This window comes from Cellulomonas fimi ATCC 484, assembly GCF_000212695.1.
GTDB lineage: Bacteria > Actinomycetota > Actinomycetes > Actinomycetales > Cellulomonadaceae > Cellulomonas > Cellulomonas fimi.
On record NC_015514.1, the window covers coordinates 1,105,489 to 1,119,129 of the forward strand.

25 protein-coding genes are annotated in these 13,641 nt (G+C 69.6%); 24 read left to right on the forward strand and 1 reads right to left on the reverse strand.

Features of this window, described 5'->3' with window-relative positions:
• Nucleotides 1–35 precede the first annotated feature (35 nt).
• Nucleotides 36–428 carry a hypothetical protein gene (locus CELF_RS05035; protein WP_013770164.1) on the reverse strand — a complete coding sequence of 131 codons (393 nt, stop codon included), beginning with the start codon at nt 426–428 and terminating at the stop codon, nt 36–38.
• Nucleotides 429–738: 310 nt separating this feature from the next.
• Between CELF_RS05035 and rpsJ the strand changes: the two genes are divergently transcribed.
• The 24 genes from rpsJ to map all read left to right on the forward strand — a co-directional run bounded on the left by rpsJ (nt 739) and on the right by map (nt 13,613).
• Nucleotides 739–1,047: a 30S ribosomal protein S10 gene (gene rpsJ, locus CELF_RS05040; protein WP_013117879.1), complete on the forward strand. Its 309-nt coding sequence runs from the start codon at nt 739–741 to the stop codon at nt 1,045–1,047.
• Nucleotides 1,048–1,069: 22 nt separating this feature from the next.
• Nucleotides 1,070–1,729 (forward strand): 50S ribosomal protein L3, encoded by a 660-nt coding sequence (gene rplC / locus CELF_RS05045; RefSeq protein WP_013770165.1) that lies wholly within the window; start codon nt 1,070–1,072, stop codon nt 1,727–1,729.
• Between the two features lie 5 nt (nt 1,730–1,734).
• Nucleotides 1,735–2,424 (forward strand): 50S ribosomal protein L4, encoded by a 690-nt coding sequence (gene rplD, locus CELF_RS05050; protein ID WP_013770166.1) that lies wholly within the window; start codon nt 1,735–1,737, stop codon nt 2,422–2,424.
• Nucleotides 2,421–2,723 carry a 50S ribosomal protein L23 gene (gene rplW, locus CELF_RS05055; RefSeq protein WP_013770167.1) on the forward strand — a complete coding sequence of 101 codons (303 nt, stop codon included), beginning with the start codon at nt 2,421–2,423 and terminating at the stop codon, nt 2,721–2,723. Before rplD ends, rplW begins: the two co-directional genes overlap by 4 nt.
• A gap of 25 nt (nt 2,724–2,748) precedes the next feature.
• Nucleotides 2,749–3,585, forward strand: coding sequence for a 50S ribosomal protein L2 (gene rplB, locus CELF_RS05060; protein ID WP_013770168.1), 837 nt, complete (start codon nt 2,749–2,751; stop codon nt 3,583–3,585).
• Nucleotides 3,586–3,597: 12 nt separating this feature from the next.
• Complete coding sequence (gene rpsS / locus CELF_RS05065; RefSeq protein WP_013770169.1) at nt 3,598–3,879, forward strand: 30S ribosomal protein S19; 282 nt, start codon at nt 3,598–3,600, stop codon at nt 3,877–3,879.
• 51 nt (nt 3,880–3,930) lie between these two features.
• Nucleotides 3,931–4,299, forward strand: a complete 369-nt coding sequence (gene rplV / locus CELF_RS05070; RefSeq protein WP_013770170.1) for a 50S ribosomal protein L22 — start codon at nt 3,931–3,933, stop codon at nt 4,297–4,299.
• Nucleotides 4,299–5,135 (forward strand): 30S ribosomal protein S3, encoded by an 837-nt coding sequence (gene rpsC / locus CELF_RS05075; protein WP_013770171.1) that lies wholly within the window; start codon nt 4,299–4,301, stop codon nt 5,133–5,135. Before rplV ends, rpsC begins: the two co-directional genes overlap by 1 nt.
• A 3-nt stretch (nt 5,136–5,138) precedes the next feature.
• Entirely contained in the window at nt 5,139–5,555 is a 417-nt protein-coding gene (gene rplP / locus CELF_RS05080; protein WP_013770172.1) for a 50S ribosomal protein L16, read from the forward strand.
• Nucleotides 5,555–5,794, forward strand: a complete 240-nt coding sequence (gene rpmC / locus CELF_RS05085) for a 50S ribosomal protein L29 (RefSeq protein ID WP_013770173.1) — start codon at nt 5,555–5,557, stop codon at nt 5,792–5,794. Before rplP ends, rpmC begins: the two co-directional genes overlap by 1 nt.
• A gap of 7 nt (nt 5,795–5,801) precedes the next feature.
• Nucleotides 5,802–6,086: a 30S ribosomal protein S17 gene (rpsQ, locus tag CELF_RS05090; RefSeq protein WP_013770174.1), complete on the forward strand. Its 285-nt coding sequence runs from the start codon at nt 5,802–5,804 to the stop codon at nt 6,084–6,086.
• A 149-nt stretch (nt 6,087–6,235) separates the two neighbouring features.
• A complete protein-coding gene (gene rplN, locus CELF_RS05095) occupies nt 6,236–6,604 on the forward strand; it encodes a 50S ribosomal protein L14 (protein ID WP_013770175.1) in 369 nt (122 codons plus the stop codon).
• Between the two features lie 2 nt (nt 6,605–6,606).
• Complete coding sequence (rplX, locus tag CELF_RS05100; protein WP_013770176.1) at nt 6,607–6,948, forward strand: 50S ribosomal protein L24; 342 nt, start codon at nt 6,607–6,609, stop codon at nt 6,946–6,948.
• Nucleotides 6,948–7,514 carry a 50S ribosomal protein L5 gene (gene rplE, locus CELF_RS05105; protein ID WP_013770177.1) on the forward strand — a complete coding sequence of 189 codons (567 nt, stop codon included), beginning with the start codon at nt 6,948–6,950 and terminating at the stop codon, nt 7,512–7,514. The genes rplX and rplE overlap by 1 nt, the downstream gene beginning before the upstream one ends.
• A gap of 2 nt (nt 7,515–7,516) precedes the next feature.
• Nucleotides 7,517–7,702, forward strand: coding sequence for a type Z 30S ribosomal protein S14 (locus CELF_RS05110; RefSeq protein WP_013770178.1), 186 nt, complete (start codon nt 7,517–7,519; stop codon nt 7,700–7,702).
• A gap of 86 nt (nt 7,703–7,788) precedes the next feature.
• Nucleotides 7,789–8,187, forward strand: a complete 399-nt coding sequence (gene rpsH, locus CELF_RS05115) for a 30S ribosomal protein S8 (RefSeq protein WP_013770179.1) — start codon at nt 7,789–7,791, stop codon at nt 8,185–8,187.
• A 24-nt stretch (nt 8,188–8,211) separates the two neighbouring features.
• Entirely contained in the window at nt 8,212–8,751 is a 540-nt protein-coding gene (gene rplF / locus CELF_RS05120; protein WP_013770180.1) for a 50S ribosomal protein L6, read from the forward strand.
• Nucleotides 8,752–8,754: 3 nt separating this feature from the next.
• Complete coding sequence (gene rplR / locus CELF_RS05125; RefSeq protein ID WP_013770181.1) at nt 8,755–9,126, forward strand: 50S ribosomal protein L18; 372 nt, start codon at nt 8,755–8,757, stop codon at nt 9,124–9,126.
• Nucleotides 9,127–9,157: 31 nt separating this feature from the next.
• On the forward strand, nt 9,158–9,805 hold the full coding sequence (rpsE, locus tag CELF_RS05130) for a 30S ribosomal protein S5 (RefSeq protein WP_013770182.1): 648 nt from the start codon (nt 9,158–9,160) through the stop codon (nt 9,803–9,805).
• Entirely contained in the window at nt 9,805–9,987 is a 183-nt protein-coding gene (gene rpmD / locus CELF_RS05135) for a 50S ribosomal protein L30 (protein WP_013770183.1), read from the forward strand. The genes rpsE and rpmD overlap by 1 nt, the downstream gene beginning before the upstream one ends.
• Nucleotides 9,987–10,700 (forward strand): 50S ribosomal protein L15, encoded by a 714-nt coding sequence (gene rplO, locus CELF_RS05140; RefSeq protein ID WP_013770184.1) that lies wholly within the window; start codon nt 9,987–9,989, stop codon nt 10,698–10,700. The genes rpmD and rplO overlap by 1 nt, the downstream gene beginning before the upstream one ends.
• Nucleotides 10,701–10,863: 163 nt before the next feature.
• A complete protein-coding gene (gene secY / locus CELF_RS05145; protein ID WP_013770185.1) occupies nt 10,864–12,162 on the forward strand; it encodes a preprotein translocase subunit SecY in 1,299 nt (432 codons plus the stop codon).
• On the forward strand, nt 12,159–12,731 hold the full coding sequence (locus CELF_RS05150) for an adenylate kinase (protein WP_013770186.1): 573 nt from the start codon (nt 12,159–12,161) through the stop codon (nt 12,729–12,731). Before secY ends, CELF_RS05150 begins: the two co-directional genes overlap by 4 nt.
• A gap of 39 nt (nt 12,732–12,770) precedes the next feature.
• On the forward strand, nt 12,771–13,613 hold the full coding sequence (gene map, locus CELF_RS05155; RefSeq protein ID WP_013770187.1) for a type I methionyl aminopeptidase: 843 nt from the start codon (nt 12,771–12,773) through the stop codon (nt 13,611–13,613).
• The last annotated feature ends 28 nt before the right edge of the window (nt 13,614–13,641 follow it).

Sequence of the window (13,641 nt, forward strand, 5' to 3'; positions counted from 1 at the left end):
CTTCGCCGTCCGCGGCGGCGGTGCCCCGGACGGCGTCAGTGGGAGTCGGGGTACATCGCCTCGCCGTCGCCGTCGAGGTCCTGGCACAGGCCGTACGCCTCGTCGTCGCCGAAGCTGGCGACGCAGTCGGCGTAGCCCTCCACGTGCCGGAACGTGCCGTCGACGGTCGCGTCCGTGCAGTCGGGGTCGCCCGCGGCCGGGTCGCACGGGTCGCCGGGCCGGACGGTGGCCGACGGTGCGGGCGCCGGCTCGGCAGGCGTGCTCGCGGTGGGCGTCGGCGTGGGCGAGGCCGCCGGGGCGGGTGCAGACGTCGTCGCCGCCGTGGCTGAGGCGGACGTCGTCGCGGCGGGCGTCCCGGCGGTGCAGGCGGCAAGGGTGAGGACGGCGGCGAGCGCGACGGCGGTGCGCCCGAGCAGCGGTGAGGTCATGCGCCGAACCGTACTGGCCGGCGTGCTGTGGGGGAGCGCACAGCGGAGCGCGATTGGAGTATCCGCGGTCCGTCTGGCAGACTGTACAAGTTGCCCGCTGGGGGTGGTGTGCCTACGTGCGCCCGACCGGCAGGGCAGACAGACGTGGAGAGCGTCCGGACCCCGGGGTCACCCGGAGGTGGACGCTCGACTACAACCACCGACCTCGTGCCGGAGACGGTACGCAGCGCAGAGGTGCGTCGCGAAAAGCGACACGCCCGAGTGCGGGGGTCGGACGGACCGGTTCGAAGAGAGAGAAGTAGACGACGCCATGGCGGGACAGAAGATCCGCATCCGGCTCAAGTCCTACGACCACGAGGTCATCGACAGCTCGGCGCGCAAGATCGTCGACACGGTGACTCGCGCTGGTGCGTCGGTCGTGGGTCCGGTGCCGCTGCCGACGGAGAAGAACGTCTTCTGCGTCATCCGGTCGCCCCACAAGTACAAGGACAGCCGCGAGCACTTCGAGATGCGCACGCACAAGCGGCTGATCGACATCATCGACCCCACGCCGAAGGCCGTCGACTCGCTCATGCGTCTCGACCTGCCTGCGGACGTGAACATCGAGATCAAGCTCTGACGCTGGGAAGGAACTGATCTTCATGGTTACCCAGCAGAACGCGCGCCCCGTCACGGCGCTGCTCGGCACCAAGCTCGGCATGACGCAGCTCTGGGACGACAACGGTCGTCTCGTGCCCGTCACCGTGGTTGCGGTCGGCACCAACGTCGTGACGCAGGTCCGCTCCGCTGAGACCGACGGCTACGCCGCTGTGCAGCTCGCCTTCGGCGAGATCAAGCCGACCAAGGTCACCAAGCCGCTCAAGGGCCACTTCGAGAAGGCCGGCGTCACGCCGCGCCGGCACGTGGCCGAGATCCGTACGTCGGACGCCGCCGAGTTCACGCTCGGTCAGGAGCTCACGGCCGCCGCCTTCGAGGCCGGCCAGCTCGTCGACGTCATCGGGACGACCAAGGGCAAGGGCACCGCCGGTGTCATGAAGCGCCACGGCTTCGCCGGCGTGAGCGCGTCCCACGGTTCGCACCGCAACCACCGCAAGCCGGGCTCGATCGGTGGCGCGTCGACGCCGTCGCGCGTGTTCAAGGGCCTGCGCATGGCCGGTCGGATGGGCAACGCCCGTCAGACCACCCAGAACCTGACCGTGCACGCGGTCGACGCCGAGCGGGGTCTCCTGCTCGTCAAGGGTGCCGTTCCCGGCCCCAAGGGTGGCGTCGTCGTCGTGCGTTCCGCTGTGAAGGGTGCGTGACCTCCATGAGCGACACGCTGACGGTCGACGTCCTCGACCCGCAGGGCAAGAAGGCCGGCCAGGCCGAGCTGCCCGCGGACGTCTTCGACGTGCAGACCAACGTCCCGCTGATCCACCAGGTCGTCGTCGCCCAGCTCGCCGCGGCGCGCCAGGGCACCCACGACACCAAGACGCGTGGTGAGGTCCGCGGTGGCGGCAAGAAGCCGTACAAGCAGAAGGGCACCGGTCGCGCCCGCCAGGGTTCGACGCGTGCTCCGCAGTTCGCCGGTGGTGGCGTCGTGCACGGCCCCACGCCGCGCGACTACACGCAGCGCACCCCGAAGAAGATGAAGGCCGCGGCGCTCCGCGGTGCTCTCTCGGACCGCGCCCGTGCCGGCCGCGTGCACGTCGTCTCGGGCTTCGCCCCGGGCACGGCGCCGTCGACGAAGTCCGCTCTCGCCGTCCTCGACAACCTGTCGGGCCGCAAGAACGTGCTGGTCGTCGTCGAGCGTCAGGACGAGATCACGTGGAAGTCGCTGCGGAACGTCGAGCGGGTGCACCTGCTGGTCGCCGACCAGCTCAACACCTACGACGTGCTGATCTCTGACGACGTCGTGTTCACGCAGGGCGCCCTCGACGCGTTCCTGGCCGGCCCCGCCAAGGGTGCCAAGGCCGTGGCGAGCGAGTCCGAGGCCGCCGAGGAGGAGACGAAGTGACCACCGTCGGCAAGGACCCCCGCGACATCCTGATCGCGCCGGTCGTGTCCGAGAAGAGCTACGGCCTTCTGGACGAGGGGAAGTACACCTTCCTCGTCGACCCGCGCGCCAACAAGACCGAGATCAAGATCGCCGTCGAGCAGGTGTTCGGCGTGAAGGTCGAGTCGGTCAACACCGCGAACCGCCAGGGCAAGGCCCGTCGGACCCGGTTCGGCATCGGCCGCCGCAAGGACACGAAGCGTGCGATCGTCACCCTCCGCGAGGGCACGATCGACATCTTCGGCGGACCGGTCGGCTGAGCGGCCCGGAAGGATCTGAGGACTCATGGGAATCCGTAAGTACAAGCCGACGACGCCGGGCCGCCGTGGCTCGTCGGTCGCCGACTTCGTCGAGATCACGCGCTCCACGCCGGAGAAGTCGCTGGTCCGCCCGCTGCACAAGACGGGTGGCCGCAACTCCACCGGTCGTGTGACCACGCGCCACCAGGGTGGCGGTCACAAGCGTGCGTACCGCGTCATCGACTTCCGTCGTCACGACAAGGACGGCGTGCCCGCCAAGGTCGCGCACATCGAGTACGACCCCAACCGCACGGCGCGCATCGCGCTCCTGCACTACGCCGACGGCGAGAAGCGCTACATCATCGCGCCGAACAAGCTGTCGCAGGGTGACGTCATCGAGAACGGCCCCGGCGCCGACATCAAGCCCGGCAACAACCTGCCGCTGCGCAACATCCCGACCGGTACGGTCATCCACGCCATCGAGCTGCGGCCCGGCGGCGGTGCGAAGATCGCGCGCTCGGCCGGTGCGTCCGTGCAGCTCGTCGCGAAGGACGGCCCGTACGCGCAGCTGCGCATGCCGTCCGGCGAGATCCGCAACGTCGACCTGCGCTGCCGCGCCACGGTCGGCGAGGTCGGCAACGCCGAGCAGTCGAACATCAACTGGGGCAAGGCCGGCCGCATGCGGTGGAAGGGCAAGCGCCCCACCGTCCGCGGTGTCGCGATGAACCCGATCGACCACCCGCACGGTGGTGGTGAGGGCAAGACCTCCGGTGGTCGCCACCCGGTCAGCCCGTGGGGTCAGCCTGAGGGCCGCACCCGTCGTCCGAACAAGCCGAGCGACAAGCTCATCGTGCGCCGTCGGCGCACCGGCAAGAAGCGCTGATAGGAGCCCGAGATGCCTCGCAGCCTCAAGAAGGGCCCGTTCGTCGACGGCCACCTCCAGAAGAAGGTCGACGCTCAGAACGAGGCCGGTACGAAGAACGTCATCAAGACGTGGTCCCGCCGTTCGGTCATCACCCCGGACTTCCTGGGCCACACGTTCGCGGTGCACGACGGGCGCAAGCACGCGCCGGTGTTCGTCACGGAGTCGATGGTCGGGCACAAGCTCGGCGAGTTCGCTCCGACGCGGACGTTCCGCGGCCACGAGAAGGACGACCGGAAGGGCCGTCGCCGCTGACCTCGGTCAGCGTGTGACGCCCTGACGGCAGAGACAAGAAGGCAGGACACAATGGAAGCCAAGGCGAAGGCGCGGTTCGTCCGCGTCACGCCCCAGAAGGCCCGGCGCGTCGTGGACCTCATCCGTGGCAAGCAGGCCGGGGAGGCCGTGGCGGTGCTGAAGTTCGCGCCGCAGGCCGCCGCCGAGCCCGTCCTCAAGACGGTGCAGTCCGCGATCGCGAACGCGGTCGAGGGGGCCAAGCGCAACAGCGAGCGGCTCGACGAGGCGAACCTCTACGTCGCCGAGGTGTTCGTGGACGAGGGGCCGACGCTCAAGCGGTTCCGTCCGCGGGCGCAGGGGCGGGCCAGCCAGATCCTCAAGCGCACGAGCCACATCACCGTGGTCGTCGCGGAGCGCGAGACGAAGGGACGGACCCGATAGTGGGACAGAAGGTCAACCCGCTCGGGTACCGCCTGGGCATCACCACCGACCACCGGTCGCGCTGGTTCGCCGACTCGACGAAGCCGGGTCAGCGGTACCGCGACTACGTCCGCGAGGACGTGCAGATCCGCAAGCTCATGAGCACGGGTCTCGAGCGCGCCGGCATCGCGAAGGTCGAGATCGAGCGCACGCGTGACCGCGTCCGCGTCGACATCCACACCGCCCGCCCGGGCATCGTCATCGGGCGTCGTGGCGCGGAGGCCGACCGCATCCGCGGCGAGCTCGAGAAGCTCACGGGCAAGCAGGTCCAGCTGAACATCCTCGAGGTCAAGAACGCCGAGATCGAGGCTCAGCTGGTCGCCCAGGGCATCGCCGAGCAGCTCGCGAGCCGCGTGTCGTTCCGTCGCGCGATGCGCAAGGGCATCCAGTCGGCCCAGCGCGCGGGTGCCAAGGGCATCCGGGTGCAGGTCTCCGGCCGCCTCGGCGGCGCGGAGATGAGCCGCACGGAGTTCTACCGCGAGGGTCGTGTGCCGCTGCACACGCTCCGCGCGAACATCGACTACGGCTTCTTCGAGGCCCGCACGACCTTCGGCCGCATCGGCGTGAAGGTGTGGGTCTACAAGGGCGACGTCACCGAGAAGGAGTTCGCCCGCGAGCAGGCGACCCAGGCCCCGCGCCCGGCCCGTGGCCCGCGCGGTGACCGTGGCGAGCGTGGCGACCGTGGCCCCCGTGGCGGCGGCCGTCGCGAGCGCACCTCGGACGCCCCTCTCGAGGCCCCCGCGACCGAGGCCGCTCCCGCGGCGGAGACCTCGGCTGAGACCGGAACGGAGGCCTGAGCCGTGCTCATCCCGCGCCGACTCAAGCACCGCAAGCAGCACCACCCCGGGCGCTCCGGCGCCGCGACCGGTGGCACGTCGATCTCGTTCGGTGAGTACGGCATCCAGGCTCTCGAGCCCGCCTACGTCACGAACCGGCAGATCGAGGCTGCGCGTATCGCCATGACCCGCCACATCAAGCGTGGTGGGAAGGTCTGGATCAACATCTACCCGGACCGTCCCCTCACGAAGAAGCCCGCCGAGACCCGCATGGGTTCCGGCAAGGGCTCGCCCGAGTGGTGGATCGCCAACGTCAAGCCCGGCCGAGTGATGTTCGAGCTCGCCGGCGTCCCGGAGCCGCTCGCTCGCGAGGCCATGCGCCGCGCGCAGCACAAGCTCCCGATGAAGACCCGTTTCGTGGTTCGCGAGGGTGGTAACTGATGGCTATCGGAACCAAGGACCTGGCTCCCACCGAGCTGGACGCCTTCGACGACGAGAAGCTGGTCGCCGAGCTGAAGAAGGCCAAGGAGGAGCTGTTCAACCTCCGCTTCCAGTCCGCGACCGGTCAGCTCGAGAGCCACGGCCGTCTGAAGGCCGTCCGCCGCGACATCGCCCGGATCTACACGATCCTGCGCGAGCGCGAGCTCGGCATCCGTACCGCTCCGACCGTGGGCGAGTGAGGGCAGCATGAACGAGAAGAGCACCACCGCCACGGCGGAGCACCGCGCGTACCGCAAGACGCGCCGCGGCTACGTCGTCAGCGACAAGATGGACAAGACCGTCGTGGTCGAGGTCGAGGACCGGGTCAAGCACCCGCTCTACGGCAAGGTCATCCGACGCACCAGCAAGGTCAAGGCGCACGACGAGCAGGGCTCGGCCGGCATCGGTGACCTCGTCCTGATCATGGAGACCCGCCCGCTGTCCGCGACCAAGCGGTGGCGTCTGGTGGAGATCCTCGAGAAGGCCAAGTAAGACCCAGCACCACCCAAGTTGCCCACGGGCGGCGGGGGTGACCCCGCGAGGGAGCACCCCCGCCGCGACGTGTGCATCACGGCAACTATCCGTATGGCCAGGCTCGGCGGCCACCGTCCGAGAACCCGCCAGACGACAGGAGTAGGTAGATGATCCAGCAGGAGTCGCGACTGCGTGTCGCTGACAACACGGGTGCGAAGGAGATCCTCTGCATCCGTGTGCTCGGCGGCTCCGGCCGCCGCTACGCCGGCATCGGTGACGTCATCGTCGCCACCGTCAAGGACGCGATCCCGGGCGGCAACGTCAAGAAGGGCGACGTCGTCAAGGCCGTCGTCGTGCGCACCCGCAAGGAGCGCCGCCGTCCGGACGGCTCGTACATCAAGTTCGACGAGAACGCCGCCGTGATCCTCAAGAACGACGGGGAGCCCCGTGGCACCCGCATCTTCGGCCCGGTCGGGCGCGAGCTGCGCGACAAGAAGTTCATGAAGATCATCTCGCTGGCTCCGGAGGTGCTCTGACCATGGCCAAGATCAAGAAGGGCGACCTCGTCCTCGTCATCTCGGGTCGCGACAAGGGCAAGCAGGGCCGTGTGCTCGAGGTGCTCACCGAGACGCAGCGCGTCGTCGTCGAGGGCGTCCAGCGCGTGCAGAAGCACGTCAAGGCCGGCCAGACGCAGCGCGGCACCCGTACGGGCGGCATCGAGACGGTCGAGGCCCCCATCCACATCAGCAACGTGATGCTCGTCGACCCGGAGACCAAGAAGGGCACCCGGGTCGGCTACCGCACCGAGCAGGTCGAGCGTGACGGTCGTACCCGGACGGTCCGCGTCCGCGTCGCCAAGCGTTCCGGTAAGGACATCTGATGACCGAGATCACCGCTCCGGCCCAGCCGCGTCTCAAGACCCGCTACGCCGAGGAGATCAAGCCGGCGCTCAACACCCAGTTCGGCTACGACAACATCAACCGGGTCCCGCGCCTGGTGAAGGTCGTCGTGAACATGGGTGTCGGCGAGGCCGCCAAGGACTCCAAGCTCATCGACGGCGCGATCCGCGACCTGACCCAGATCACGGGCCAGAAGCCGCAGGTCACCAAGGCCCGCAAGTCCATCGCGCAGTTCAAGCTGCGTGAGGGCATGCCGATCGGCGCGCACGTCACGCTGCGCGGCGACCGCGCCTGGGAGTTCCTGGACCGCCTGCTGTCGACCGCGCTGCCGCGCATCCGCGACTTCCGCGGCCTGTCGGCCACGCAGTTCGACGGTCACGGCAACTACACGTTCGGCCTCACGGAGCAGTCGATGTTCCACGAGATCGACCAGGACAAGATCGACCGCGTCCGTGGCATGGACATCACGATCGTGACGACGGCCGACAACGACGACGAGGGTCGCGCTTTCCTCAAGCTCCTCGGCTTCCCGTTCAAGGAGAACTGACCATGGCGAAGACCGCTCTGATCAACAAGGCTGCCGCCAAGCCGAAGTTCGCGGTGCGTGCCTACACGCGCTGCCAGCGCTGCGGCCGTCCGCACTCGGTGTACCGCAAGTTCGGCCTGTGCCGGATCTGCGTGCGGGAGATGGCCCACCGCGGCGAGCTCCCCGGCGTCACCAAGAGCAGCTGGTAAGACCCCCAGTACGAACCGATCGTCGGTAGGTCCCGGGCCCGCGCAGCGGGTCCGGGATACCCCGGCGAGAAAGGGCTGAGGCCCCCATGACCATGACCGACCCGATCGCAGACTTCCTCACGCGTCTGCGCAACGCGAACTCGGCGCACCACGACACGGTGTCGATCCCGTTCTCGAAGCTCAAGTCGCACGTCGCGGAGATCCTGCAGGCCGAGGGCTACATCCAGGGCTGGACCGTCGAGGACGCCCCCGTGGGCAAGAACCTCGTCGTCACCCTGAAGTACGGCCCCAACCGCGAGCGTGCGCTCGCCGGCCTCAAGCGCGTGTCGAAGCCCGGCCTGCGCGTGTACGCCAAGTCGACCAACCTGCCCAAGGTGCTCGGCGGCCTGGGCGTGGCCATCCTGTCCACGTCCTCCGGTCTCCTCACCGACAAGCAGGCCGCCAAGAAGGGCGTGGGTGGGGAAGTCCTCGCCTACGTCTGGTAATCCCGAGACGGAAAGGAGCTAGCCATGTCTCGTATCGGCAGAGTCCCCGTTTCGGTCCCGACCGGCGTGGACGTCAACATCGACGGTGCTGTCGTGACGGTGAAGGGGCCCAAGGGCACCCTCTCGCACACGGTCGCCGCCCCCATCGAGGTCGCGCGTGACGAGGCCGGTGCCCTGGTGGTCACCCGCCCCAACGACGAGCGCCTGTCGCGCTCGCTGCACGGCCTGACGCGCACGCTCCTGGCGAACCTCGTCACGGGCGTCACCGAGGGCTACACGAAGAAGCTCGAGATCGTCGGCACCGGTTACCGCGTGACGGCGAAGGGTACGGACCTCGAGTTCGCGCTCGGCTTCAGCCACCCGGTCGTCGTCACGCCGCCGGAGGGCATCACCTTCGTCGTCGAGGCCCCGACCCGCTTCTCGGTGCAGGGCATCGACAAGCAGCAGGTCGGCGAGGTCGCCGCGAACATCCGCAAGATCCGCAAGCCCGAGCCGTACAAGGGCAAGGGCGTGCGGTACGCGGGCGAGAACGTGCGCCGCAAGGTCGGAAAGGCTGGGAAGTAAGCCATGGCGATCAGCATCAAGGGCAAGGGCAAGACGATCGCCCGCCAGCGCCGGCACCTGCGCCTGCGCAAGAAGGTCGTGGGCTCGGCTGCTCGGCCGCGCCTCGTCGTCACCCGCTCCGCCCGTCACATCACGGCCCAGGTCGTGGACGACGGCATCGGCCAGACCATCGCGTCGGCGTCGACCCTCGAGGTCGACCTGCGCGGCGCCGAGGGCGACAAGTCCGCCAAGGCCCGCAAGGTCGGCGAGCTCGTCGCCGAGCGCGCGAAGGCCAAGGGCATCGACGCGGTCGTCTTCGACCGCGGCGGCAACAAGTACCACGGCCGGGTGGCCGCGGTCGCCGACGGTGCCCGCGAGGGTGGTCTGGCGCTGTGACGACGTACACCGGGAAGAAGAGGACTCACTGATGGCTGCTCCTGCACGCAGCAACACCGGTGCCCAGGGCGGCACCGGCGGCGACCGCCGCGACGGCGGCCGTCGTGACGGTGGACGTCGTCAGGACGCCGCCGAGAAGAGCGCGTTCGTCGAGCGCGTCGTGACCATCAACCGTGTGGCCAAGGTCGTCAAGGGTGGTCGCCGCTTCAGCTTCACCGCGCTCGTCGTGGTGGGCGACGGTGACGGCACGGTCGGCGTCGGCTACGGCAAGGCCAAGGAGGTGCCCGCGGCGATCGCCAAGGGTGTCGAGGAGGCGAAGAAGAACTTCTTCCGCGTCCCCCGCATCCAGGGCACCATCCCGCACCCCATCCAGGGTGAGGCCGCCGCCGGAGTCGTGTTCCTGCGTCCGGCGTCGCCGGGTACCGGTGTGATCGCCGGTGGTCCCGTCCGCGCCGTCCTGGAGTGCGCCGGCATCCACGACGTCCTGAGCAAGTCGCTCGGCTCGTCGAACGCGATCAACATCGTGCACGCGACGGTCGCGGCCCTGCGTGGCCTCGAGCAGCCGGAGGCCGTGGCCGCGCGCCGTGGCCTGCCGGTCGAGCACGTCGTCCCGGCTGCGCTCCTGCGGGCGCAGGCCGAGGGCCGTGCCGCCGCGGCGACCGAGAAGGTGGGTGCCTGATGGCTCGCCTGAAGGTGACGCAGACGCGTTCCGGCATCGGTGGCAAGCAGAACCAGCGCGACACGCTGCGCACCCTGGGCCTGAAGCGGATCGGCGACGTCGTCGTCAAGGAGGACCGTCCTGAGATCCGCGGCATGGTCCAGACCGTGCGGCACCTCGTCGCGGTCGAAGAGGTGGAGTGATGGCTGACGAGAAGAAGGAGACCGAGGAGGTGACGGCCCCCAAGGCCGCCGCCAAGAAGGCTCCCGCGAAGAAGGCCGCCGACGCGGCTGCCGAGGCTCCGAAGACGACGAAGGCGAAGGCCGCCAAGGCCGAGACCGCCTCCGCCGCGGAGAAGCCGGCTGCCGAGAAGAAGGCGCCCGCGAAGAAGGCCGCCGCTCCGGCGAAGGCCACGGCGGAGAAGTCCGAGGCCGCCGTCAAGGCGGCCGAGGCCGCTGCCCAGCCCGGCGCCGGTGGCACCCTCAAGGTGCACCACCTGCGTCCGGCCCCCGGCGCCAAGACCGCCAAGACCCGCGTGGGTCGTGGTGAGGCGTCGAAGGGCAAGACGGCCGGTCGCGGTACCAAGGGCACCAAGGCCCGGTACCAGGTGCCGGACCGCTTCGAGGGCGGGCAGATGCCGCTGCACATGCGGCTGCCGAAGCTCCGCGGCTTCAAGAACCCGTTCCGCGTCGAGTACCAGGTCGTCAACCTGGACAAGCTCTCGGCGCTGTACCCGGACGGTGGCGACGTGACGGTCGCCGACCTGGTCGCGAAGGGTGCGGTCCGCAAGGGCCAGCCCGTCAAGGTGCTCGGCACCGGCGAGCTGACGGTCAAGGTCTCCGTCGCCGTGGACGCCTACTCGGCGTCGGCGAAGGAGAAGATCGTGGCCGCCGGCGGCAGCGTCGCGCAGGACTGATCGCCGGACGAGGCCGGTGGGATCTCACTTCCCACCGGCCTCGTTCCGTTTGTCGTCAGGCATCCGTTAGGGTGCCTCGTTGCCCCGCGTCGTGGCGGGGGTGCACGGTCCGGGACCGCCCGGGTCGTACGAGATGCCGCCCTCGGCGGCCCAGGAGGACCAGGTGCTCAGCGCATTCGTCCGGGCGTTCAGGACGCCCGACCTGCGGCGCAAGCTGCTCTTCACGATCGGGATCATGGTGATCTTCCGGGTCGGCTCGTTCCTGCCGACCCCGGGCGTGAGCTATCCGAACGTGCAGGCCTGCATCGACCAGACGCAGGGGTCGAACGACCTGCTCGGCCTGGTGAACCTGTTCAGCGGGGGAGCGCTCCTGCAGCTCTCCGTCTTCGCGCTCGGGATCATGCCGTACATCACGGCGAGCATCATCATCCAGCTGCTGCGCGTGGTCATCCCGCGCTTCGAGGAGCTGCACCGCGAGGGCCAGTCGGGGACGGCGAAGCTCACGCAGTACACGCGGTACCTGACGATCGCGCTGGCGATCCTGCAGTCGACGACGATCATCACGATCGCGCGCAGCGGCCAGCTGTTCCAGGGCTGCACCGTCGACGTCATCCCCGACTCGAGCTGGGTCACGCTGCTCATCATGGTCATCACCATGACCGCGGGCACCGGCCTGATCATGTGGCTCGGCGAGCTCATCACCGAGCGCGGCGTCGGCAACGGCATGTCGCTGCTCATTTTCACGTCGATCGCCGCGAGCTTCCCGACGGCCATGTGGTCGATCGCGGGTGGCGACAACGGCGCGACGAAGTTCGTCGTCGTGCTCGCGATCGTCGTGCTCGTCATCGGCCTGGTCGTGTTCGTCGAGCAGTCGCAGCGCCGCATCCCCGTCCAGTACGCCAAGCGCATGGTCGGGCGCCGCATGTACGGCGGGTCGAGCACCTACATCCCGATCAAGATCAACATGGCCGGCGTCATCCCGGTCATCTTCGCCTCGTCGCTGCTGGCGGTCCCCGGGCTCATCGCCCAGTTCGGCGACCCGGCCGCGGGCTGGGTGCAGTGGGTGTCCCGCTACATCGCGGACCCGGCCTCGCCGTGGCACATCGCGATCTACGTCGTCCTCATCATCTTCTTCTGCTACTTCTACACGGCGATCACGTTCAACCCGGACGAGGTCGCGGACAACATGAAGAAGTACGGCGGCTTCATCCCCGGCATCCGTGCCGGCCGCCCGACCGCCGAGTACCTCGACTACGTCATCACGCGCATCACGGCGCCCGGGTCGGTGTACCTGGCCCTCGTCGCGCTGATCCCGACGATCGCGTTCATCGTCCTCGAGGTCGGCACCAACATCCCGTTCGGCGGCTCGTCGATCCTCATCGTCGTCGGTGTGGGTCTGGAGACCGTCAAGCAGATCGAGTCGCAGCTGCAGCAGCGGCACTACGAAGGGTTCCTGCGGTGACCGCTCGTCTCGTCCTCCTCGGCCCTCCCGGAGCAGGCAAGGGCACGCAGGCCGCGCGCCTCGCCGAGAAGCTCGGTGTCCCGGCGATCTCGACGGGCGACATCTTCCGCGCCAACATCAAGGGCGGCACGGAGCTGGGCAAGAAGGTCCAGGCGATCACGGCCTCGGGCGCCCTCGTCCCGGACGAGCTCACGAACGACCTCGTGCGCGACCGCCTCGCGCAGGCCGACACCGCCGACGGGTTCCTGCTCGACGGCTACCCCCGCAACGTGGCCCAGGTCGCGGCGCTCGACGAGATCCTCGGCGAGCGCGCCGTCGACCTCGCCGTGGAGATCACCGCCGACCCGGACGTCGTGGTCGGGCGTCTGCTCAAGCGGGCCGAGATCGAGGGCCGCGAGGACGACACCGAGGACGTGATCCGGCACCGGCTCGACGTGTACGCCGAGCAGACGGCGCCGATCTCGGCGGTCTACGCGGAGCGCGGGCTGCTGGTCCAGGTCGACGGCATCGGCGACGTCGACGAGGTCACCGAGCGTCTGCTCGCCGCGATCGGTCCCGCGACCCGCTGAGGCGGGTCGTCCTGGTGACCGCCGACCTGGTGGTGTCGCGTGTTCGGTCGTGAGCGCATCGAGTACAAGTCCCCGGACCAGGTGCGCGTCATGCGGCGTGCGGGCCTGGTGGTCGCCGACGCTCTCGCCGCGGTGCGCGAGCACGTCCGCCCGGGCGTGACGACGGCCGACCTCGACGCGGTCGCCGCGAAGGTCATCGCCGACGCCGGAGCGACGCCGTCGTTCCTCGGCTACCACGGCTACCCGGCGACGCTGTGCGTCTCCGTCAACGACGAGGTGGTGCACGGCATCCCGGGCTCGCGCGTGCTCGAGCCGGGTGACGTCGTGTCCGTCGACTGCGGTGCGGTCGTCGACGGCTGGCACGGCGACTCCGCCGTCACGATCGTGCTCGAGGGGGCTGACCCGGCCGACCTCGACCTCGCAGCGACCACGGAGCAGGCGATGTGGGCCGGCATCGCCGCCCTGGCCACGGCCGAGCGCCTGGGTGCGGTGGGGGAGGCCGTCGAGGACGTCGTCGACGCGGCCGCCGCCGAAGGGCGCAACGGCGGTCAGCGCTACGGCGTGGTCGAGGAGTACGTCGGCCACGGCATCGGCACGGCCATGCACCAGCCGCCCGACGTCCTCAACTACCGGACGCGTGACCGCGGACCGCGCGTGCGCCCCGGCCTGTGCGTGGCGATCGAGCCCATGGTCGTGCGTGGGCAGCGGTTCACGCAGGTCCTCGACGACGACTGGACCGTCGTGACGGTGGACGGCTCACGGGCGTCGCACTGGGAGCACACGGTCGCGGTGGGCGAGGGCGGGCTGTGGGTCCTCACCGCTCGTGACGGTGGCGCGGCCGCGCTCGCCGCGCTGGGTGTCGAGGTCGCACCGCTCGACTGAGCCGACGGATCCTCGGCGTGCGACCGGT